Origin of the sequence: Bradyrhizobium japonicum USDA 6 (assembly GCF_000284375.1) — a bacterium.
GTDB classification, from domain to species: Bacteria; Pseudomonadota; Alphaproteobacteria; order Rhizobiales; family Xanthobacteraceae; genus Bradyrhizobium; species Bradyrhizobium japonicum.
In genome coordinates, this window is record NC_017249.1 from 4,526,059 (window position 1) to 4,545,765 (window position 19,707).

Sequence of the window (19,707 nt, forward strand, 5' to 3'; positions counted from 1 at the left end):
CAATGCCGTCGAACCGCCGGCGCTCTCAAGCTCCATACCCGAGGAGCAATGATATGACGCAGCACACCCCCGCGGAATTTTCCACCTTTGTGGTCATGGGCAGCATGAAGCCGCCCCGAGATCCTGATGACGACGAAGACGACGAAGAAGATGAGGATGAGGAGGACGAAGACGAAGACGAAGATGAAAGCGACGCACCGCCGGCCGTACGCGAGCCGGACGAAGACTAGACCAGCCTCGAGCCGGCAATCGGCCTTGTTGCGGAGCACGTAGCGCCGGCAGAGAGGTATCCGCACTCGGCCGCGGCGCTCCTTTCAGGGCTCGAGAGCGCGATCATGAAGGCCTTGCTGCTCGTGATTGCCATGATTGTCCTCGCGCGGGACGCGAGCGCGCAGGACGCGCAATGCGTCCGCGAACGCGCCGCCATGGTTGAAACCATCCGGACCTACGCCCGGTCCGCCGCCGGTGTTCTCGGACGGCAAGGCCTGTCGGAGAGGGTCCTTGAGGCCATGGCGCAAACGTTGCGCCATCTGTTCATCCCCGAGCGATCATGCTCTGTCGCGTACGCGGATCAACCGATACCGATTGGCCTCGGCCAGACCATATCGCAGCCCTATGTCGTCGCCTTGATGACCCAGCTGGCCGAGGTCGCGCCCGATCATGTTGTGCTCGAAGTCGGTACGGGTTCGGGCTACCAGGCAGCCATTCTTGCGCGTCTGGCGCAAAAGGTCTGTACCATCGAGATTATCCCGCAACTGGCCGAGACCGCCGCGAAGACACTACGAGACCTCGCATATGACAACGCGAGTGTCAGGCTCGGCGACGGCTACAATGGCTGGCCCGAATGCGGTCCTTTTGACGCCATCGTCGTGACTGCGGCGCTCGGGGAACCACCGCCACCGCTGATCGAGCAGCTGAAGGTGGGAGGCCGGCTCGTCATGCCAGTAGGACCGGCTTACACGACTCAGCAGCTCACGGTCGTCGAGAAAATTGCCCCCGGCAAGACGACGACTCGCGCGGTTGCCCTCGTGCGCTTTGTCCCGTTTACGCGCTCGCAAAACTAGAAGCCAGGCGCGGAATTGGTTGAGCGCGTAGGGCGGATTGGCGGCTTGTCCGCCGAAGCTCGAAGAGCGAAGGCGGAAGCGTAATCCGCCATCTGTCCGCGGCGCCGAAGGTGGTGCATTACGGTTTTGCCTAATCCGCCCTACGAAGTTGGTCCGCCGCAGCGAAATGCGCCATCTGGTCGGCGTGGGCCTTGGCGAACGTCGGGCGAGCGGTGGCGCGCGCGACGTAGTTGCGGCAGGCCGGGTGTTCCGACAGGCCGTCGAACTTATCGACGACGCGCAGCACGTCCGACATCAGGATGTCGGCGACGGAAAAGGAGCCTGCCAGCCATTCGCGGCCGGCCAGCACCGTCTCCATGTGCTTGAGGCGGAGTTTTAGGAAGTCGTCGACGAACTTCACGGCAGGTGAGCCATCGTCGCTGCCGGTGAACTTGAACATCGTCCAGGGCAGCGCCGGCATCTCCACCGAATTGAGCGCCGCGAACACCCACTCCTTTGCCTCGCTGCGACCGCGCGGATCGGTGGGCATCAGCCTGGCGCTGAGCTCACCCAGATGCAGCAGGATCGCGCCGCTCTCGAAGATCGAGAGGTCACCGTCGGTCAGCCACGGCACCTGGCCGAAGGGCTGGTGTGCGAAATGCGCGGCGTCCCGCGGGCCGAACGGCACGCTCGCGACGCGGTAGGGCAACGCCGCTTCCTCCAGCGCCCAGCGCACGCGAAGATCGCGCACAAAGCCGCGCGGCATCTCGGGAACCCAGTCGAAGGTGGTGAGGGTGAGATTCGTCATACGGTGTTCTCCGTGCTGTCTGGTCATAGGACGGATGAAGGACGGGCGTTCCGACAGGCGAGGACGTTTTTTCTCTGCAGGCAGCGACCGTAGGGTGGGCAAAGGCGCACTTGCGCCATGCCCACCATCTTTGGGCCGACGACAGAAGTGGTGGGCACGCTCCGCTTTGCCCACCCTACGGGAGCACTGGGCTTCGCTCACTGCCCAAGCTTCGCCAGCTTGCCTTGCTTTGCAGCTTCGACCACACGCTCCGCATCCTCCGGCAACAGAATCCGCTCCGCCACCTGCCGTGCCGCCTCGCGCCGCACCGCCGCCACATACGCCCCATCATCCGCATATCGCTCCGCGATCGACAGCCTGGGATCATGCACTTCCTTCCGAGCAGCCTCCGTCGGCGCGAACGGCACGACTGCGCCTTGCAGCGGATAGAGCGCCGTCGGGCCAAATCCCTGCGCGCGCGGATTCCATGCGGTGTAGGTCGCGCGCGGCACGGCGAGCGCGAGCTGGCGGATACCTGCAATGGCGATGCCGTCATTGTCCGCCTTCGGCACGAACACGGGATAGCGGCCGATCTCCTTGGGCGGCAGCACGCTCTGGTCGGAGAAGGCGGCCAGCGTATGGATTCCGGCATAGGGCAGGCCGGGGATATCCATCGGCACCGCGCCTTGCGCCGGCACCAGCGTGCCGTGGGCGCGCATGGGGACGCGGCTCGCGGGCGGCTTGGTGCCGTCGCTGATCCAGGCGTTGAGGTCGGTGAGCAGCGCGCGCATAGGCCCGCCCGCATGCATCGGGTTCTGCGGCAGCGACATCGCCGGCACGCCCTTGCGCATCACGTCGGCGGCTTCGGCGAAATGCGGCGTGCCTGCGATCATGTAGGCGCGGACGTTGTCGGGCAGATCAAGGTGGTTGCCGGCGAGGTCGGTGACGAGCAGCGAGGCGTGCGAGGCCCACCATTCGTGCTCGCTGTCGGTCTGCATCACCTTCGGGCACGTCGCCGAGAGCGTGCAACGGCGAAGCAGGCCGTCGGTCTTGCCGGAATAGGGATCGCTGAGGCTCGCATAGGTGAACGGGAACAGATCGGCCTGCCACGCCGGATCCTGCGGATGGCGCGGGTTGCGGCCGGGCTGGCCGAAGCGGACGTTTGTCGCCATGCGCCGCGTGCCCGCGACATGCGGCATCAATCCGTCGAACACGGTGCGGCCCAGGAGATCCTCGTTGAAGCCGAGATAGAGGAAGTCGCGCAGGAAGCGGCCGGATTGCGACACGCCGAAGCCGATGGCGCGGCTGACGGAGGGATGCAGGCCGTTCAGCAGCGGGTTCGCCTGGGTCTCGTCGTGGCGGAGGAAGCTGACGACGTCGCGCACGGCGGCATAGCCCATGCCGAGCGGCACAGGATCGCGCGCGGTGTAGGTGATCTCGTAGAGCGCGCCGGCATCAAAACCGTCGGGCCGGGTGATCTCCACCGTCAGGGGATCGACGAGCTTTGCGAGGAGGCCGGAAGGCGCCTGCCGCGCATCCGCCCAGGCGGCGCGCACGGAGACCTTGAGGTCGGCGGCGTCAGTCGCCGGCCAGGTCAGCGTCGCGCGCGCGGGACTGGTCGTGTTGTCGAAGACCACCTCTTCGCGCGCGGGTCCGGTGATGCTCTTGAGCACCGGCGCAGTCATCGCGAGTTGTCCGGGCTTGGAGGGGATGTCGCCTTGCCAGCCGACCCAGACCATCGTAAAGCCCTGGCGATGCAGGAAGCCGATGCCGGCATCCTCGGCCTTGTCGGCGTTGTTGGCGCCGGGCTGGGCGGCATCGTCGAACAATTGCGGCGCCAGCTTGCGGCCGCGATTGGGCACCTCGAGCAGCAGCGTGCCGTTGCCGTGGGTGGGATCGGAGGGACGCAGGATCACGACGTCGGCGGTGGCTGCCACCTTGCCGTCGGAGCTACGCGGCGCGAGCGCAAGGTCGGTGATAACGGCGTTGCGATCGTCGGACGGGTTGAGCGCAAAGGTCGCACGCGCGGTGATGCGCTCATAGGTGCCGACATCGCCAAAGCTGCGCCCGGCAAAGGCGGGCTCGCGCGCGAGGATGTCGAAGCGGACGATTTCGGCGAGCGAGGCCGTGGGCCACAGGCAGGTGATCGCAACGAGGCCCGTGATGATCCTGCGCATGGCCGTTCCTTCCCCCATCGGCGCGATCCGAATGTTCCGTCGCGCGGGCTTTTTGTTGCCGCCACTATAACCGTCTATGCTGCGGCCAAACAACGGGAGGAAACACATGCCTGCTGCCTACTTCGTCGTTCGCGCCACCGTCACCGACGCCAGCAAGCGCGCCGCTTTCGACACATGGTACGAGACGGAACATGTGCCTGATGCGGTGAAGGCGTTCGGCGTAGCTAAGGCCTGGCGGTTCTGGAGCCTGGACGATCCATCGCTGCATCAGGCGATGTATCAGTTCGATGACGAGGCCAAGCTGGCTGCGATGCTGAAGGGCGACGCGTTGAAGCAGCTCGTCGCCGATTTCAACCGCGACTGGCCCGACGTGAAGCGCACGCGCGAGACGCTGGTGCTCGCGCAGGAGTTTGCGAAGCAGGGCGCCGGAGCGTAGCCGTAGCTCGCTAGTCCCTGACACCCATGTCATGAAGCTGAAGATGCGATTCAGCTTTCGTTCATGTCGTGACCGCGACACTCCCTCTGCATCACTTGCTCGATAGCCTAGAGGACATGTCATGGAGCGTCGGAACTTTTTGAAACTTGCATTCGGCGTCGCGGCTGGAGCCGCGACGTTGAGCGCGACCGCACAAGCTGCGCCGTTGGCGCCGCAGCCGCTCGGTGATCCCGCGCGCGCGCCGCAAGGCAATCCCGACGCTCGTCCCGCCGTCACCACCAGTGAGGAGACCGCGCAGCTCAAGCCCGAGCAGGTGCATTGGCATGGCCACCACCGCCATTGGGGCTGGCGCCGCCGCCACTGGGGTTGGCATCGCCGGCGCTGGCACCGCCACCACTGGTAAGCTCGGCACAAGCCAGGCCTTGAACGGGGATCGCGCTCGCGGTCCCCGTTTTGATTCGGAGCTGGCGGATGCGACGTCAGGCGTTCAAAACGAAAATGGCCGCGCAGGCTTTCGCCGCGCGGCCATCTCGCAATACGAAAAGGTCAGATCAGATCGGGCGGCAGCGGCCACCCCACCAACGGAAGCCGTACGGGCAGACGCGGGCGCGGGGCACGACGACGACCGGCGGGGCAACCACCACGGGGGCGGGTCGCACAACGACCGCACCGCGCATCGGACGGCAGCCGCCATAGGGGCCACGGTACCAGCCGGGGCCGCAGCCACCAGCGGCGCTGGCCGCCTCGCTGAAACCGACGACCGCGCTGGCGAGCATGACGGCGGCAAACAGGTATTTCATATGATCTTCCTTCTTGTCCTTGGGCAGGTTTTTAGGGCAGATTCTTAGGGGATTGGCGCTTGCGGCGCACAATGAATCAAAAGACACGATTCGACACGTTAAAATTTGGAGACGTGCCGGCACGTCGCGATCCAAACCTGCCAATCATGACCTGAATGCGGCATGAACATTCTTCGCATGCGGCTTCCGGCGACAGCAATGGCGCTGGAGCGCCGTCCTGATGGAATCGGAACGGGGCTCCAGGTTCTTTGTTCTGATGCGTTTCCTTGACGCGAACTGAATTCGCTTCGCTCGAAAACGCCCTAGCGGCCGAGAAAGCCCAGCAACAAATCCTTGTACTTCTCCGGCGCCTCCAGGAAGACGAGGTGGCCGGTGTCCGGGATCACCTCGGCCCGCGCATTCGGCATCTTGGCCGCAAGCGCTTTCGCCAGCTCCGCGTTCTGTCCCATTTTCGCGCGCAATGCCTCCGGCGCGTTCGGACGGCCCGGCGCGTTGTGATCGTCGGCGCCCATGATGAACAGCGTCGGCTCGGTGATCAACGCGACCTCGTGCGCGACCGGTTCGCGATAGATCATCTGGCCGGAGCTGACGTAGGCGCGCAGCCAGCGCGGATAATCGGGGCTGCCCTTGATGTTGAAGCGGGCGTCGACGAACGGGGTGATCGCGTCCGGCGGCAGCTTGATCGCATAGTTGGTCTGGAGCTGCTTGCGGTAGCCGTCGGGTGTGAGCTTGTCCTCGTTCTCGATGATCTTCTCGGTCGGCGTCGGCGGCACATAGAGACGGTAGTCTTCCAGCCCGATCGGCGCGGTCAGCACGAGATGGGCGACGCGATCCGGATAGGCGCGGGCGATGCGCACGCCAAGCATGCCGCCGAGCGAATGCGCGACGACCTCGGCCTTGTCGATCTTGAGATGATCGAGCAGCGCAATGGTGTTGCGCGCCAGCGTGTCGAAGTGCAGCTCGCCTTGCGGCTTGGAGGATTTGCCGAAGCCGATCTGGTCCGGCACCACGACGCGGAAGCCTGCCTCGCTCAGCATCTTGATGACGGGCGCCCAGTAGCTCGACGGAAAATTGCGCCCGTGCAACAGCACGACGGTGCGGCCGTTCGGCCGCTCGGGCGCGACGTCCATGTAGGCCATGCTGAGCTGCTCGCCGTCATTGATGACAGGCAGCAGATGCACGGGATACGGATAGGCAAAGCCTTCGAGCGCGATGCCATAGGGCTCGCGCGGGGCGGTGTCGGCAGCGAGGGCGGACGGGAACGGGGAAGCGAGGAGGGCGGCGGCGAGAGCCGCGCGAAGGATATAGCTCATGGAGGGCTCAGAGTAATGGTTGAAGCTGGGAGACACGACCTCGTCATGCCCGGGCCTGTCCCGGGCATCCACGTGGTTCGTCGAGAACTGCACTAAAGGCGTGGATGGCCGGGTCAAGCCCGGCCATGACGATGGTGCTCGTTCACACGCAAACGTGCGATCTCACGCACCTGGCGTGATCAATCCTTCCCGGTCCCGAACAGCGTCGCAAACTGCTTCTCGCCGGTGCGTGTGAAATTCACCACGCGGCTGCCGGGTGTGGCGTCGCGCGCAGCCCATTTCAGCTCGGCGAAACGCTGCATCATGGCGGCGCCCAGCGTGCCGGCGAGATGATGGCGCCGCTCGCTCCAGTCCAGGCACGCCTTGCACACCGGACGGCGCGGATGGGTGAGCATGTCGGGCGAGATCTGCAAATGCCTTGCGAGAAAGCGCTCGCCCTCGGCCGTCAGCTCGATGTCCTGCTTCTTCTGCCTGACCAGGTTTCGCGTGCGCAGGCTGTCGAGCATCTGCACGCCGAGATCGCCGGCGAGGTGGTCGTAGCAGATCCGCGCGCGCCGCAGTGCCGGATCCTTCGGCCCGGTGCGCACACGCATGTGGCCGGTGCGCGCGGCAAGGCCCGCAAGGCCTTCGAGCACGCCGGCGACGTCATCGTCGGTGAGGCGGTAGTAGCGGTGGCGGCCCTGCTTCTCCGGCTCGATCAGCCCGCCGGCCTCGAGCTTGGCCAGATGCGAGCTCGCGGTCTGCGGCGTGATGCCGGCCTCCTGCGCGAGCTCGCTCGCGGTCAGCGCGCGGCCGTTCATCAGCGCGGTGAGCATGTTGGCGCGGGCGGGGTCGCCGACCAGCGAGGCAATCATGGCGATGTCAGGACCTGATTTCATGCTTCGATGGTAGCCGAAGCATTGCGGTGGAGCAAGAGCCTAGTCTGCCAGCCAGGTCGTCATTGCGAGCGAAGCGAAGCAATCCAGAAGTGTTTCCGCGGAGGGATTCCTGGATTGCTTCGCTGCGCTCGCAATGACGATGTGGAAACACAGGAGCCAACTATGTCCGTCACCGTCTTCATCCGCTACCAGCTCGATCCCTTCAAGCGCGCGCAGTTCGAGGAGTATTCGAAGCGCTGGCTCTCCATCATCCCGAAATGCGGCGGCGACCTGATCGGCTATTTCATGCCGCATGAGGGCACCAACAACATCGCGTTTGCGCTGATCACCTTCGAGAGCCTGGCCGCCTATGAGGCCTATCGCGCCCGGCTGCGGCAGGACGCAGACGGCATGGCCAACTTCCATTTCGCCGAGGAGAACAAATTCATCCTCGCGGAAGAGCGCACCTTCCTGCGCAAGGTGGTATTGTAGACCGCCAACGCAAAGGAGACGCCCATGATTGCCGTGATTTTCGAAGTCTGGCCCAAGCCGGAACATCGCCAGGACTACTTCGACCTCGCGGCCGACCTGAAGCCGATCCTGCAAACCATCGATGGCTTCATCTCGGTTGAGCGCTTTGAAAGCCTGACCGAGAAGGGCAAGATCCTGTCGGTGTCGTTCTGGCGGGACGAGGCAGCAGTCCAGGCCTGGCGCAACACGATGGAACACCGGCGCACACAGGCGAAGGGCAGGGCGAAGATCTTTGCCGATTCTCATCTGCGCATCGCCAGCGTCATCCGCGACTACGGCATGGATGATCGCGAGCAGGCGCCGAAGGACAGTCGCGCCGTGCACGACGCGCACTAGCTTTTGCGGGCGCGCACTGGCGCAGCCCAATGCGCGCGCTTATGTCTGCGCGGCCAACAAGGGAGAGAAACATGCATGTGACAACCGCTGACAAGCGCGCGACGTTCAAGACGATGCACGAGGGCGGCTGCTTCATCCTGCCCAATCCGGTCGACGTCGGCAGCGCCAAGGCGTTGCAGCATCTCGGTTTCAAGGCACTGGCCTCATCGAGCGCGGGCTTTGCCTGGACCATCGGCAAGGCCGACAACCACGTCACGGTCGATGACGTCTGTCAGCATCTGGCAGCATTGTGCTCGGCCGTCGACATCCCCGTGAATGCCGATTTCGAGGGTGGCTTTGCCGTCGAGCCGGACAAGGTCGCGGACAATGTCGAGCGCGGTGTGCGCACCGGCGTCGCCGGCCTCTCGATCGAGGATTCCACCGGCGACAAGGACAAGCCGCTCTACGAGCGCGCGCTGGCGGTCGAGCGCATCAAGGCCTCGCGCAAGGCGATCGGCGACAGCGGCACGCTGCTGGTCGGCCGCTGCGAGGCGTATCTGTGGGGCGTGACCGACCTCAAGCTCGTCATCGACCGGCTCACGGCCTATGCGGACGCAGGCGCCGATTGCCTCTACGCGCCGGGCCTGAAGACGCGCGAGGACATCGCCGCCGTGGTGAAGGCTGTCGCACCAAAGCCGTTCAACCTGTTGATCGGCGCGTCCGGCCTGTCCTTGCAGGAGGCCGCCGACCTCGGCGTGCGCCGCATTAGCGTCGGCGGCTCGCTCGCCCGCGCCGCCTGGGGCGGCTTCATGCGCGCCGCGAAGGAGATGGCGGAGAAGGGGACCTTTACCGAGCTCGGCACCGGCTATTCCGGCGGCGAACTCAATAAGATGTTCAGCTAAGCGAAAAGCGGCGGGATGTGAGGTCCCGCCGCTCTCTCATCTTCTCGCTGTCATGCCCCGCGCAAGCGGGGCATCCAGTGCGCCGCGGCCTCTCGATTCAATCGCTGCCGCTGGTGGAATACTGGGTCGCCCGGTCAAGCCGGGCGACGACAGCTGTTGTCGTTACTTCGCGCCCTCGGACGGGGCGGCCGGATCTGGCGCCGCCGGCTTGCTCGGGGCAGCACCCGTGGTCACGCCGGGTCCGGTGTTGTTTCGCGGCGTCACGTCACGCATGCCGGGAGGCGCGGCGGGATTCGCAGGCGGAGCCTGCTGGGCGGTCTGCGTTGCCGGCGTGTTGCTGGCCTGGTTGCCGGTGCTCGTGTTGTTCAGTCCGTAGAACACGGCACCCAGTACCAAGGCGATCGCCACTGCGAACAAGGCTACCTTGCCGCTGGAGGCGGGGCCTTCGCCAAGCTCGGGATCGGCCTGAAGCTCGGCATCCCGTCGCGCCGCACGGACATACTCATCATCGGCGAGATTCGGGCGGTACGGATCGTTGGGAAAACGCTCGTCAGCCATCGATTTTGTCTCCTCGATTATTGCGGCTGGACAACCGCTAGATGCGAGATTCTGTTCCGCCCTCCTTGGTGCTTTCGTCGCATGTTGCCCTTGCGCGAGGAATCGGGAACCTGTTCATTTTGGAACCGTGCGCGTCGGTTCCATCGATGGGAAGGGAACAAGGCGATGTGGAGCTTGCCGCCGAGCGATAGCGTGCTGCATCTGTTGTCGCTGGTCGCGGTCGCAGCGCAAGGCATGACCGCCGCGCTCGCGGCCGGCCGCCGAAGCATGGACTGGCTCGGCGTCTGCTTCCTTGGCTGTATCACCGCGCTCGGCGGCGGCACCTTGCGCGATCTCTTTCTCGGGCACTATCCGCTGGCCTGGGTCGCTCATCCCATCTATCTCGCGCTGGCCGGCGGCGCGGCCTTCCTCACCATCCTGATCGCGCAACTCGTGCACCGGCTGAAGGTGGCCTTCATCGTGCTCGATGCCATCGGTCTCGTCGTCTTCACCATGGCAGGCTGCGACATCGCCTGGCAGACGAATGCCGCGCTGCCGATCGTCATCGTCTCCGGCATGGTGACCGGCTGCGCGGGCGGGGTGCTGCGCGACGTGCTCTGCAACGACGTGCCGCTGCTGTTCCGCTCCGAGCTCTACGCGACCGTTTCGGTGGCGACCGGCCTGTTCTACGCCACCGCGTTCGGCTTGAAACTCAACGCGGAGCTCTGGACGATCTTGACGTTTGTCCTCGGCGTCAGCTTCCGCCTGCTCGCGGTGCGCTACAAATGGGAGATGCCGAAATTCGTGTTCACGGAAGGCGAGGAGCGGTAGGGCTCTTTCAGTCACTGTTCCATCTACGTCGTCATTGCGAGCGCAGCGGAGCAATCCAGCATCTTTCCGCGGAGGGACTCTCGATTGCTTCGCTGCGCTCGCAATGACGGAGAGGAGGCAGCAAGAACTACGGCTATTCCTTCCGCGCCTTCGCCACCTGCGCCGCGGTCACCAGCGGCGCGGCGTTGCCCCAGGAATTGCGGATGTAGTTCGTCACCGCGGCGATCTCTTCGTCGGACAATTGCTTGGCATAGCCCGGCATCTCGCCGGTGTTGGGCGCGCGTGGCGTTGTCACGGTGTGGGCGCCGTCGAGGATGATGCGCAAGCTGGAGGACGGGTTGACCGACTGCAGAAGCGCGTTGCCGGGCAGCGGCGGATAGATGCGCGGCGCGCCGGAGCCGTCGGCTTCATGGCAGGCGATGCAGAGCTTTGCGTAGACGGCCTGGCCGGCCTTCATCTCGGCATCGTCGGGCGGCGTCACGATCGTCTCGCGCCGCGACGCCGGCAGGCTCTTCAAGTAAACCGCGATTGCGCGCACATCGGCATCGCTCATCTTCGCGGTCGAGTTGACGACCACCTCGGCCATCAGCCCGCCGGCATGGCTTTTGGCGTTGCGGCCGCTCTGGAGATATTCCGTGATGTCCTCGGCGCTCCACGACTTCAGCCCGGTGCGCGCGGCGCCATCGAGCCTTGGTGCGTACCAGCCGCCGACCTCGTTGCCCGACAGCGCCTGCGCAGTTTTGTCCGCGCCGAAATAGTTCTTCGGTGTGTGGCAGGAGCCGCAATGGCCGAGCCCGGTGACGAGATAGCCGCCCCTGTTCCACGCCGCGCTCTGGCTCTGGTCCGGCTCGAACAGGGCGGGCTTGAAATACATCGCGTTCCAGAGCCGCATCAGGCCGCGATAGCCGAACGGCCAGCGCAGCTCCGGCGACTTGTTGCGGCTCGCCACGGGCGCCAGCGTTCCGAGATAGGCCCGGATCGCCAGCGTGTCGTCCTTCGTCACCTTCGTGAAATAGGGATAGGGGAAGGCCGGGTAATAGTTCGAGCCGTCGGGCGCGACGCCGGTGCGCACCGCCCGGGTGAAATCGGCGTCGGTCCAGGCGCCGATCCCGGTGTCGCGGTCCGGCGTCAGGTTCGGCGCGTAGATCGCGCCGAAGGGCGTATCGATGCGCTTTCCGCCCGCGAATGGCTTTGCCGGATCGGCGGTGTGGCAGCTCGCGCAGTCGCCGGCCTCGACCAGCGCCTTGCCATAGGCGATCAGCTCCGGCGATGGCTCGGCGGCGCGGGCCACGCTCGCAATTGCACTGCACAATGCGACAACGGCCAGAATCATTCGCATCGAAAGCCTCCCCTGCGACCAATCGCCCGGACAGGAGCCTCACGTCGTTTCGCGATGGCGGGGGTATGGTGACACAAATTGAAAATGCTTGATGCCTTTGCAGCCACGAAATTGCGATTTTTACCCGGCGCTTCCTTTGGTCCAGATTTGTGATGCGGAGCGTTAAATATCCGACATAGAGTGGCAGAGGTGGTCGGCGCGCCCTAGCTAAAAACAACGGGCAGGCAACGGCTTAAGTGGCCAAACGCCCAAAAGGGCGGAAGAGGACAAGAATGGGTATCAACCAGGGTCCGATCAGTCTCGACCAGAAATACACCCAGGAAACCGGACACGTCTTCACCACGGGCATCCAGGCCCTGGTCCGGTTGCCGATGGCCCAGATCCGGCGCGACCGCGCCAACGGCCTCAACACCGCGGGCTTCATCTCCGGCTACCGCGGCTCGCCGCTCGGCGGCTATGACCAGCAGCTCTTCGCGGCGCGAAAGCATCTCGAGCAGTACAACATCAAGTTCCAGCCCGGCGTGAACGAGGATCTGGCGGCGACGGCGGTGTGGGGCTCGCAGCAGCTCAACCTCTCGCCCGGCGCCAAATATGATGGCGTCGTCGGCATCTGGTACGGCAAGGGCCCCGGCGTCGATCGCTGCGGCGACGTGTTCCGTCACGGCAATGCCGCCGGCTCGGCCAAGAACGGCGGCGTGCTGTGTCTGGCCGGCGACGACCACGGTGCAAAATCCTCCACCGTTCCGCATCAGTCCGACCATGCCTTCATGTCGGCTTTGATGCCGTATCTCTATCCCTCAAGCATTCACGAGATGATCGAGATGGGCCTGCTCGGCATCGCGATGTCGCGCTACTCGGGCTGCTGGGTCGGGATGAAGGTGATCACGGAGACGGTGGAGACCACCGCCGAGATCGACCTCACCGACGAGATGAAGCCGTTCATCATCCCGCCCGATTTCGAGCTGCCGCCCGGTGGCCTCAATCTGCGTTGGCCCGACGACCGCTTCGAGCAGGACCGCCGCCTCCAGGACTACAAGGGCTTTGCCGCGATCGCCTTTGCGCGCGCCAACAAGGTCAACCGCGTCACCATGGATTCCCCGAACGCCCGCTTCGGCATCATGGCGTCGGGCAAGAGCTATGAGGACGTCCGCCAGGCGCTCCGCGAGCTCGGGATCACCGAGGAGGTCGCCGCCAAGATCGGGCTTCGCCTCTACAAGATCGGCATGCCCTGGCCGCTGGAGCCGGAAGGCGTACGCCAGTTCGCGGTCGGCCTCGAAGAGATCTTCATCATCGAGGAACGGCGCGAGATCGTCGAGAACCAGGTCAAGCAGGAGCTGTTCAACTGGCGCGACGACGTCCGCCCGCGCATCGTCGGCAAGATGGACGAGCACGACAAGCGCTTCCTGACCTTCGCCGCCGAGCTCAGCGTTGCCTCGCTTGCGACTTCGATCACCGAGCGGCTGCTTCGACTTAATCTCAACCCCGAGATTGCGGAGATGCTCCGCGTCAAGGCCGACTGGTTCAACGGCCGCCAGGCCACCCAAATGCAGGCAGTCGCGCCTGTCTCCCGCACCCCCTATTTCTGCTCCGGCTGCCCCCACAACACCTCGACCAAGGTCCCCGAAGGCAGCCGTGCCATGGCCGGCATCGGCTGCCACTTCATGGCGCTCTGGATGGACCGCTCGACCGAGACGTTCACGCATATGGGCGGCGAGGGCGTGCCGTGGGTCGGCATCGCGCCCTTCACCAACGAGAACCACATTTTCGCCAATCTCGGCGACGGCACCTACTTCCACTCGGGTCTTCTCGCCATCCGGCAGGCGGTCGCCTCCAAGACCAACATCACCTACAAGATCCTCTACAACGACGCCGTCGCCATGACCGGCGGCCAGCGCCATGACGGCGATCTCTCGCCGCAGCAGATCACGTTCCAGCTCCACGCCGAAGGTATCCGCGAGATCTACCTGGTCTCGGAGGCGCCCGATGCCTATCCCGCCGACACCATCGCGCCCGGCGTGAAGAAGTATCATCGCGACGAACTCGACAACGTCATGAAGATGTGCCGCGAGTACAAGGGCACCTCGGCGATCGTCTTCGTGCAGACCTGCGCCGCCGAAAAGCGCCGCCGCCGCAAGCGCGGCCTGATGGAGGATCCCGCACGCCGCGTCATGATCAACCCGGCGGTGTGCGAGGGCTGCGGCGACTGCTCGGTGCAGTCGAACTGCATCTCGGTCGAGCCATTGGAGACCGAGTTCGGCCGCAAGCGCGCCATCAACCAGTCGTCCTGCAACAAGGACTATTCCTGCGTGAAGGGCTTCTGCCCGTCCTTCGTCACCGTGGACGGCGGAAAGCCGCGCCATCGTGCACCGGCCGATCTCGGTGAGATCGGCGAGCTGCCGGAGCCAGCGTCTCGGCCGATGCTGGACAAGCCCTACAACATCGCGGTCGGCGGCGTCGGCGGCACCGGCGTGCTCACCATCGGCGCGCTGCTCGGCATGGCCGCGCACATCGAGGGCAAGGCCTCGATGATCCTCGACATGTCGGGCCTGGCGCAAAAGGGCGGTGCAGTGCTCAGCCACGTCCGCCTGTCCGATCATCCGGCCGAGGTGACCTGCTCGCGCATCGTCACCGGCACCGCCGACGTGGTGCTTGCCGCCGACGAGGTGGTCGCGGTCGCCAAGGATACGATCTCGCTCTGTGACACCAGCCGCACCCGCGGGATCATCAATAGCCACGTCATTCCCACCGCCGACTTCGTCCTCAACCGCGACTTCAACTTCCAGACCCGCAAGCTGAACGGCTTGCTGGAGACGGCGCTGCACAAGGACTCGGTGTTCTTCGATTTCACCAAGCCGGCTGAGCAGCTCCTCGGCGACTCGATCGCCACCAACATGATGATGATGGGCTACGCCTATCAGAAGGGGCTGTTCCCGCTATCGGCTGAAGCGATCGAGCAGGCCATCGAGGTCAACGGCGTCTCGATCAAGATGAACAAGGAAGCCTTCCGCCTCGGCCGCCTCGCGGTCGTCGATCCCCAGCGCCTCGCCGAGATGCTGAAGGGAACGGACGAGGTGGTTGCGCCGAAGACGCTCGACGCAATGACGCTGGATGAGGTCGTCGCGCATCGCGCCAAGCACCTGACCGCCTACCAGAGCGGCCGCCTCGCAAAACGCTATCGCAAGCTGGTCGACCAGGTTCGCGATGCCGCCAAGCAGGGCGGTTATGACGATGCGCTGCCGCGCGCGGTCGCGGTGAACTACGCCAAGCTGCTGGCGTACAAGGACGAATACGAGGTTGCGCGCCTCTACTCCGACGGTGCTTTCGAGCAGCAGCTCCGCGACCAGTTCGAGGGCGACTTCAAGTTCAACTTCAATCTGGCCCCGCCGATCCTCAGCAGTGGTGTCGACGCGCTCGGCCGCCCGAAGAAGCGCGCCTTCGGCCCGTGGATGCTGAAGGTCTTCCGCGTGCTGGCGAAATTCAAGTTCCTGCGCGGCACGCCGCTCGACATCTTCGGCCGCAGCGCCGACCGCAAGCTCGAGCGCGATTTGATCGTGGGCTACGAGAAGGATGTCGCCACCGTGCTCGGCCTGTTGTCGCCGATCACGGTCGACACGGCAGTCGAATTGCTTTCGCTGCCCGACCGCATCCGCGGCTACGGCCCGGTGAAGGAGAAGGCGGTCGTGGACGCCAAGGCCCGCTATGCCCAGCTCGCCGCCGACCTCGCGAGCCCACCGCCGGCGCCAAGGCAGATCGCAGCGGAGTAAGGGCGGTCTCGACGCGGACGCAATGCGCAGGGCGGGTTAGCCCTGCAGATGCGCGAAGCGCATCTGCTCGGCGTAACCCACCACTTCTCCGTCCACGTGGAAAGCAAAGAGGTGGTTACGCCTTCGGCTAGCCCACCCTACGATTTCCTGTTTGAAATCAACCAGCGTCCTACTGTGCATGGGGTTGTTTTCGTAAAAAAGAAAAGCGCTTGTGCCTTCGGGCAAAACACCTTTAGGATTTTGGTCGTCGCGTTCATTGTGAGCGCAGCTAAGCAATCCACTTGCGCCGACGCGCTGCCCTCTCGCCCGACGGAATATTTCCGCGCTTGCCAAGCTGGGCTCCGCGGTTCAGAAAAACGGAGCAAGAAGAAACGCGAGCGGAGACCTCTGTTTTGACCATCAAGGGCAAGGCCTACATTGCCGGGATCTACGAACACCCGACCCGGCATGCGCCGGACAAATCCACCGCCCAGCTCCACGCCGAGGTCGCGAAGGGCGCGATCGAGGATGCCGGGATCAGCAAGGACGATGTCGACGGCTATTTCTGCGCCGGCGATGCACCGGGCGGCGCCTGGCCGATGGTCGATTATCTCGGCCTCAATACCAAAATACTCCGCCACGTCGATTCCACCGAGACCGGCGGCTGTTCCTACATCATCCATCTCGGCCACGCTGCTGAAGCCATCGCGGCGGGCAAGTGCTCGATCGCGCTGATCACCCTCGCCGGCAAGCCGCGCACCGGCGTGATGCCGCCGCGTGCAGCCGGCGCGGAAGCCGATTTCGAATCCGCTTACGGCGCGACCACGCACAATGCCTATGGCATGTGTGCCATGCGCCATATGCACGACTATGGCACCACGAGCGAGCAACTCGCCTGGATCAAGGTCGCGGCGTCGCATCACGCGCAATACAATCCGCATGCGATGCTCAAGGACGTCGTCACCGTCGAGGACGTGCTGAACTCGCCGATGATCTCCGATCCCCTGCATCGCATGGATTGCTGCGTCGTCTCCGACGGTGGCGGCGCGCTGATCGTGACGACGCCGGAGATCGCCAGGAGCCTGAAGAAGCCGCTGGTCAAGCTGATCGGCCATGGCGAGGCGATGAAGGGCCCGCGCGGCGGCAAGGATCTCGATCTCACTTACTCCGCCGGCATCTGGTCCGGCCCGCGCGCGTTCGAGGAAGCTGGCATCACGCCGAAGGACATCAAATACGCCTCGATCTATGACAGCTTCACCATCACGGTGCTGATGCAGCTCGAGGACCTCGGCTTCTGCAAGAAGGGTGAGGGTGGCAAGTTCGTCGCCGACGGCAACCTGATCTCGGGCGTCGGCAAGCTGCCCTTCAACACCGATGGCGGCGGCCTGTGCAGCAACCATCCCGTCAATCGCGGCGGCATGACCAAGATCATCGAGGCCGTCAGGCAGCTGCGCGGCGAGGCGCATCCGAAGGTGCAGGTCAAGAATTGCGATCTCGCCATCGCCCACGGCACCGGCGGCCTTTTGGGCGTTCGCCACGCCGCCTCGACGGCAATTCTGGAGCGCGTGTGATGGTAGATGCAAAAAAATACCCGGCCCCGGTGACCAATCCGGAGACTGCCGCGTTCTGGGACGCAGCCAAGCAGGGCAAGTTCATGATCAAGCGCTGCACCGCGTGCGGCGAAGCGCATTACTTTCCGCGCTCGATCTGCCCGTTCTGCTACTCCGACAAGACGGTGTGGGAGGAGGCGTCGGGCGAGGGCACGATCTACACCTGGAGCCTGATGCGGAAATCGCCGACCGGCCCTTACGCCATCGGCTACGTCACGCTGAAGGAGGGGCCGTCGGTGCAGACCAATTTCGTCGACTGCGATCTCGAGAAGCTGAAGATCGGCCAGAAGGTGAAGGTGGTGTTCAAGCCGACCGACGGCGCGCCATTGCCGTTCTTCACGCCGGCCTGATTTCTTCCTTCCCCTCTTGTGGGGGAAGGTGGCATAGGCCGCCTCCGGCGGCCGTTCTAAAAATCGACGCCGAAGCGAAGCTTCGGCTACGGCGCCGGATGAGGGGTTCTTTCCACGAACAGAGTCTTTGTGCGGAAGCGACCCCTCACCCAATTGAGCTTGCCGCACGGCTCTCGCAGCCTTCCCACAAGGGGAGAGGGCACTTCGACTGGCAGCGGCGCATAGGAATCCGGGGAGGAAACAACAAAATGTCCGCCAGATACGAAGAACTCAAAGGCCTCAAAAACATCGGCCAGAAATACGCCTATGGCGATCGCGAGGTCATGCTCTACGCCTACGGCATTGGTCTCGGCGCCGATCCGATGGACGAGAACGAGCTCGCCTTCGTCAATGAAGGCACGTTCACGCCGCGGCCGCTCAAGGTGGTGCCGACGTTTGCGTCCGTCGCAGCCTGGGGCTCGGGGCCCGGCGAAATGAACCTCAACCGCGTCATGGTGGTGGACGGCGAGCGTGACATCACCTTCCATCAGCCGCTGCCGGTGGCTGCAAACATCACGGCCGACTCCTCCGTTGTCGAGGTCTACGACAAGGGCAAGGACAAGGGCGTCGTCATCAGCCACCAGACCGTGCTCAAGAACGAGAAGGGCGAGAAGCTGGCAACGCTCGTCGCCTCGCGCTTCGCCCGTGGCGACGGCGGCTTTGGCGGGCCGAACCTGACCCAGCCCGATCCGCACAAGATTCCATCGCGCAGCCCCGACAGGACCATCGATATCGTCACGCGCCCCGACCAGGCGTTGGTCTATCGCCTCTGCGGCGACCGTAACCCGCTGCACAGCGACCCCGAGTTCGCCAAGAAGGCCGGCTTCCCGCGTCCGATCCTGCACGGCATGTGCACCTACGGCATCACCTGCCGCGGCGTGCTCCAGACCTATGCCGACTACGACGCCTCTGCTTTCCGCCAGCACGTCGCGCGGTTCTCATCGCCGGTCTATCCCGGCGAGACCGTGACCATGGACCTCTGGAAGGACGGCAACACGATCTCGTTCGAAGCCAAGGTGAAGTCGCGCGGCGTCACCGTGATCAAGAACGGCAAGACGGTGCTGGGTTAGCTTCCTTCGTCATTCCGGGGCAGCCCGAGAGGGCTGAACCCGGAATCCAGAGGTTGAGGCGCGAGATTCCGGGTTCGCGCTTCGCGCGCCCCGGAATGACAACAAACAAAAACAGGGAGAAGCCACCATGGGACTACTCGACGGCAAGGTTGCGCTGATCACCGGCGCGGGCGGAGGGCTCGGTGAGGCCTACGCAAAACTGTTCGCGCGGGAAGGGGCGTCCGTCGTCGTCAACGATCTCGGCGGGCCCCGTGACGGCTCCGGGGCCGACAAGTCGATGGCGCAGCTCGTGGTCGACGCGATCAAGGCCGAAGGCGGCAAGGCGGTCGCCAACGGCGCCGACATCTCCACCATGGAAGGCGGCCAATCGGTGTTCGACGACGCCATCAAGCATTTCGGCCGCGCCGACATCCTCGTCAACAATGCCGGCATCTTGCGCGATCAGACCTTCGCCAAGGCGTCCGAATCCGACTGGGACAAGGTGATCAAGGTGCACCTGAAGGGCACCTTTTGTTGCACCATGCCGGTGTTTCGCTGGATGCGGGAAAACGGCGGCGGCGTCATCGTCAACACCTCCTCGACATCAGGCCTGATCGGCAATTTCGGCCAGACCAATTACGGCGCGGCCAAGGGCGGCATCTGGGGCCTGTCCAACGTGCTGGCGATCGAGGGCCGGAGGTACAACATTCGGATCTGGACGCTGGCCCCGGGCGCCCTGACCCGCATGACCGCAGACCTGCCCCGCTATAAGGAGAACCCCGGCGCGGCGCTGGGGCCGGACGGCATCGCGCCGGCCGTGCTATACATGGTCAGCGATTTGTCGGGCGACCAGACCGGCAAGGTGCTGGGTGTGTCCGGACCCCGCGGCGTGCGCGAAATGCGGATGATGGAAATGGAAGGCTGGAAACCGCCGCACTCGGGCTGGAACGCCCAGGACGTCGTCGATCATGCCAAGGAGATCTTCTTCTCCGAAGAGCAGATCAAGATGGGGGCGAGGCGGTTCTAGCCATCGACAGAGAGAAACAAG

At 64.6% G+C, this 19,707-nt stretch carries 21 protein-coding genes; 14 read left to right on the forward strand and 7 right to left on the reverse strand.

The annotated features are described in order from the left end of the window. Positions 1 to 53: 53 nt before the first annotated feature. Both BJ6T_RS47970 and BJ6T_RS21330 read left to right on the forward strand, forming a co-directional pair. Positions 54 to 230: a hypothetical protein gene (locus tag BJ6T_RS47970; protein WP_014494537.1), complete on the forward strand. Its 177-nt coding sequence runs from the start codon at positions 54 to 56 to the stop codon at positions 228 to 230. Between the two features lie 105 nt (positions 231 to 335). Next, positions 336 to 1,064, forward strand: coding sequence for a protein-L-isoaspartate(D-aspartate) O-methyltransferase (locus BJ6T_RS21330; RefSeq protein WP_014494538.1), 729 nt, complete (start codon positions 336 to 338; stop codon positions 1,062 to 1,064). Positions 1,065 to 1,194: 130 nt separating this feature from the next. On the opposite strand, the gene BJ6T_RS21335 is transcribed toward BJ6T_RS21330, so the two are convergent. Beyond that, positions 1,195 to 1,851, reverse strand: coding sequence for a glutathione S-transferase family protein (locus BJ6T_RS21335; RefSeq protein ID WP_014494539.1), 657 nt, complete (start codon positions 1,849 to 1,851; stop codon positions 1,195 to 1,197). A gap of 197 nt (positions 1,852 to 2,048) precedes the next feature. Continuing rightward, positions 2,049 to 4,007, reverse strand: a complete 1,959-nt coding sequence (locus tag BJ6T_RS21340; protein ID WP_014494540.1) for an alpha/beta hydrolase domain-containing protein — start codon at positions 4,005 to 4,007, stop codon at positions 2,049 to 2,051. Positions 4,008 to 4,113: 106 nt separating this feature from the next. Between BJ6T_RS21340 and BJ6T_RS21345 the strand changes: the two genes are divergently transcribed. Together BJ6T_RS21345 and BJ6T_RS43775 are read left to right on the forward strand one after the other, a co-directional pair. Further along, positions 4,114 to 4,443 carry a hypothetical protein gene (locus BJ6T_RS21345; protein WP_014494541.1) on the forward strand — a complete coding sequence of 110 codons (330 nt, stop codon included), beginning with the start codon at positions 4,114 to 4,116 and terminating at the stop codon, positions 4,441 to 4,443. A 121-nt stretch (positions 4,444 to 4,564) separates the two neighbouring features. Continuing rightward, entirely contained in the window at positions 4,565 to 4,846 is a 282-nt protein-coding gene (locus tag BJ6T_RS43775; protein WP_014494542.1) for a hypothetical protein, read from the forward strand. A gap of 148 nt (positions 4,847 to 4,994) precedes the next feature. On the opposite strand, the gene BJ6T_RS43780 is transcribed toward BJ6T_RS43775, so the two are convergent. From BJ6T_RS43780 to BJ6T_RS21360, 3 genes are all read right to left on the reverse strand, one after another. Continuing rightward, positions 4,995 to 5,243: a GCG_CRPN prefix-to-repeats domain-containing protein gene (locus tag BJ6T_RS43780; protein ID WP_028154911.1), complete on the reverse strand. Its 249-nt coding sequence runs from the start codon at positions 5,241 to 5,243 to the stop codon at positions 4,995 to 4,997. Positions 5,244 to 5,545: 302 nt separating this feature from the next. Then, positions 5,546 to 6,556, reverse strand: coding sequence for an alpha/beta fold hydrolase (locus tag BJ6T_RS21355; RefSeq protein ID WP_014494544.1), 1,011 nt, complete (start codon positions 6,554 to 6,556; stop codon positions 5,546 to 5,548). A 179-nt stretch (positions 6,557 to 6,735) separates the two neighbouring features. Next, positions 6,736 to 7,434 (reverse strand): winged helix-turn-helix domain-containing protein, encoded by a 699-nt coding sequence (locus BJ6T_RS21360; protein WP_039227928.1) that lies wholly within the window; start codon positions 7,432 to 7,434, stop codon positions 6,736 to 6,738. A gap of 162 nt (positions 7,435 to 7,596) precedes the next feature. Between BJ6T_RS21360 and BJ6T_RS21365 the strand changes: the two genes are divergently transcribed. From BJ6T_RS21365 to BJ6T_RS21375, 3 genes are all read left to right on the forward strand, one after another. After that, positions 7,597 to 7,905, forward strand: coding sequence for an NIPSNAP family protein (locus BJ6T_RS21365; protein ID WP_014494546.1), 309 nt, complete (start codon positions 7,597 to 7,599; stop codon positions 7,903 to 7,905). A 24-nt stretch (positions 7,906 to 7,929) separates the two neighbouring features. Beyond that, positions 7,930 to 8,280, forward strand: a complete 351-nt coding sequence (locus tag BJ6T_RS21370; RefSeq protein ID WP_014494547.1) for an antibiotic biosynthesis monooxygenase family protein — start codon at positions 7,930 to 7,932, stop codon at positions 8,278 to 8,280. A gap of 71 nt (positions 8,281 to 8,351) precedes the next feature. Then, positions 8,352 to 9,161, forward strand: coding sequence for an isocitrate lyase/PEP mutase family protein (locus BJ6T_RS21375; RefSeq protein WP_014494548.1), 810 nt, complete (start codon positions 8,352 to 8,354; stop codon positions 9,159 to 9,161). A gap of 162 nt (positions 9,162 to 9,323) precedes the next feature. Here BJ6T_RS21375 and BJ6T_RS21380 read toward each other — a convergent pair whose 3' ends face one another. Further along, positions 9,324 to 9,719 (reverse strand): hypothetical protein, encoded by a 396-nt coding sequence (locus BJ6T_RS21380; protein WP_014494549.1) that lies wholly within the window; start codon positions 9,717 to 9,719, stop codon positions 9,324 to 9,326. A 165-nt stretch (positions 9,720 to 9,884) separates the two neighbouring features. Here BJ6T_RS21380 and BJ6T_RS21385 point away from each other — a divergent pair, with 165 nt between their 5' ends. Continuing rightward, positions 9,885 to 10,529: a trimeric intracellular cation channel family protein gene (locus tag BJ6T_RS21385; protein ID WP_014494550.1), complete on the forward strand. Its 645-nt coding sequence runs from the start codon at positions 9,885 to 9,887 to the stop codon at positions 10,527 to 10,529. 133 nt (positions 10,530 to 10,662) lie between these two features. Here the strand turns inward: BJ6T_RS21385 and BJ6T_RS21390 are convergent, their stop codons facing one another. Next, a complete protein-coding gene (locus BJ6T_RS21390; RefSeq protein WP_014494551.1) occupies positions 10,663 to 11,868 on the reverse strand; it encodes a c-type cytochrome in 1,206 nt (401 codons plus the stop codon). Between the two features lie 272 nt (positions 11,869 to 12,140). On the opposite strand from BJ6T_RS21390, the gene BJ6T_RS21395 reads away from it, so the two are divergent. The 6 genes from BJ6T_RS21395 (at position 12,141) to BJ6T_RS21415 (ending at position 19,686) form a co-directional block, all read left to right on the forward strand. Continuing rightward, positions 12,141 to 15,632, forward strand: a complete 3,492-nt coding sequence (locus BJ6T_RS21395; RefSeq protein ID WP_014494552.1) for an indolepyruvate ferredoxin oxidoreductase family protein — start codon at positions 12,141 to 12,143, stop codon at positions 15,630 to 15,632. A 48-nt stretch (positions 15,633 to 15,680) separates the two neighbouring features. Further along, a complete protein-coding gene (locus BJ6T_RS45805; protein ID WP_014494553.1) occupies positions 15,681 to 16,028 on the forward strand; it encodes a hypothetical protein in 348 nt (115 codons plus the stop codon). After that, positions 16,025 to 17,182, forward strand: coding sequence for a thiolase family protein (locus BJ6T_RS21400; RefSeq protein ID WP_014494554.1), 1,158 nt, complete (start codon positions 16,025 to 16,027; stop codon positions 17,180 to 17,182). Before BJ6T_RS45805 ends, BJ6T_RS21400 begins: the two co-directional genes overlap by 4 nt. Beyond that, entirely contained in the window at positions 17,182 to 17,571 is a 390-nt protein-coding gene (locus tag BJ6T_RS21405) for a Zn-ribbon domain-containing OB-fold protein (RefSeq protein WP_014494555.1), read from the forward strand. Before BJ6T_RS21400 ends, BJ6T_RS21405 begins: the two co-directional genes overlap by 1 nt. Positions 17,572 to 17,819: 248 nt before the next feature. Next, a complete protein-coding gene (locus BJ6T_RS21410) occupies positions 17,820 to 18,680 on the forward strand; it encodes a MaoC family dehydratase (protein ID WP_014494556.1) in 861 nt (286 codons plus the stop codon). A gap of 127 nt (positions 18,681 to 18,807) precedes the next feature. Continuing rightward, positions 18,808 to 19,686 (forward strand): SDR family oxidoreductase, encoded by an 879-nt coding sequence (locus BJ6T_RS21415; RefSeq protein WP_014494557.1) that lies wholly within the window; start codon positions 18,808 to 18,810, stop codon positions 19,684 to 19,686. Positions 19,687 to 19,707 lie beyond the last annotated feature (21 nt).

What these genes read in the sequence shown, in the direction of transcription:
- BJ6T_RS47970 (WP_014494537.1), top strand. Translation starts at nt 54, where the DNA reads ATGACGCAGCACACCCCCGCGGAATTTTCCACCTTTGTGGTCATGGGC.
- BJ6T_RS21330 (WP_014494538.1), top strand. Translation starts at nt 336, where the DNA reads ATGAAGGCCTTGCTGCTCGTGATTGCCATGATTGTCCTCGCGCGGGAC.
- BJ6T_RS21335 (WP_014494539.1), bottom strand. Translation starts at nt 1,851, where the DNA reads ATGACGAATCTCACCCTCACCACCTTCGACTGGGTTCCCGAGATGCCG.
- BJ6T_RS21340 (WP_014494540.1), bottom strand. Translation starts at nt 4,007, where the DNA reads ATGCGCAGGATCATCACGGGCCTCGTTGCGATCACCTGCCTGTGGCCC.
- BJ6T_RS21345 (WP_014494541.1), top strand. Translation starts at nt 4,114, where the DNA reads ATGCCTGCTGCCTACTTCGTCGTTCGCGCCACCGTCACCGACGCCAGC.
- BJ6T_RS43775 (WP_014494542.1), top strand. Translation starts at nt 4,565, where the DNA reads ATGGAGCGTCGGAACTTTTTGAAACTTGCATTCGGCGTCGCGGCTGGA.
- BJ6T_RS43780 (WP_028154911.1), bottom strand. Translation starts at nt 5,243, where the DNA reads ATGAAATACCTGTTTGCCGCCGTCATGCTCGCCAGCGCGGTCGTCGGT.
- BJ6T_RS21355 (WP_014494544.1), bottom strand. Translation starts at nt 6,556, where the DNA reads ATGAGCTATATCCTTCGCGCGGCTCTCGCCGCCGCCCTCCTCGCTTCC.
- BJ6T_RS21360 (WP_039227928.1), bottom strand. Translation starts at nt 7,434, where the DNA reads ATGAAATCAGGTCCTGACATCGCCATGATTGCCTCGCTGGTCGGCGAC.
- BJ6T_RS21365 (WP_014494546.1), top strand. Translation starts at nt 7,597, where the DNA reads ATGTCCGTCACCGTCTTCATCCGCTACCAGCTCGATCCCTTCAAGCGC.
- BJ6T_RS21370 (WP_014494547.1), top strand. Translation starts at nt 7,930, where the DNA reads ATGATTGCCGTGATTTTCGAAGTCTGGCCCAAGCCGGAACATCGCCAG.
- BJ6T_RS21375 (WP_014494548.1), top strand. Translation starts at nt 8,352, where the DNA reads ATGCATGTGACAACCGCTGACAAGCGCGCGACGTTCAAGACGATGCAC.
- BJ6T_RS21380 (WP_014494549.1), bottom strand. Translation starts at nt 9,719, where the DNA reads ATGGCTGACGAGCGTTTTCCCAACGATCCGTACCGCCCGAATCTCGCC.
- BJ6T_RS21385 (WP_014494550.1), top strand. Translation starts at nt 9,885, where the DNA reads ATGTGGAGCTTGCCGCCGAGCGATAGCGTGCTGCATCTGTTGTCGCTG.
- BJ6T_RS21390 (WP_014494551.1), bottom strand. Translation starts at nt 11,868, where the DNA reads ATGCGAATGATTCTGGCCGTTGTCGCATTGTGCAGTGCAATTGCGAGC.
- BJ6T_RS21395 (WP_014494552.1), top strand. Translation starts at nt 12,141, where the DNA reads ATGGGTATCAACCAGGGTCCGATCAGTCTCGACCAGAAATACACCCAG.
- BJ6T_RS45805 (WP_014494553.1), top strand. Translation starts at nt 15,681, where the DNA reads ATGCGCGAAGCGCATCTGCTCGGCGTAACCCACCACTTCTCCGTCCAC.
- BJ6T_RS21405 (WP_014494555.1), top strand. Translation starts at nt 17,182, where the DNA reads ATGGTAGATGCAAAAAAATACCCGGCCCCGGTGACCAATCCGGAGACT.
- BJ6T_RS21410 (WP_014494556.1), top strand. Translation starts at nt 17,820, where the DNA reads ATGTCCGCCAGATACGAAGAACTCAAAGGCCTCAAAAACATCGGCCAG.
- BJ6T_RS21415 (WP_014494557.1), top strand. Translation starts at nt 18,808, where the DNA reads ATGGGACTACTCGACGGCAAGGTTGCGCTGATCACCGGCGCGGGCGGA.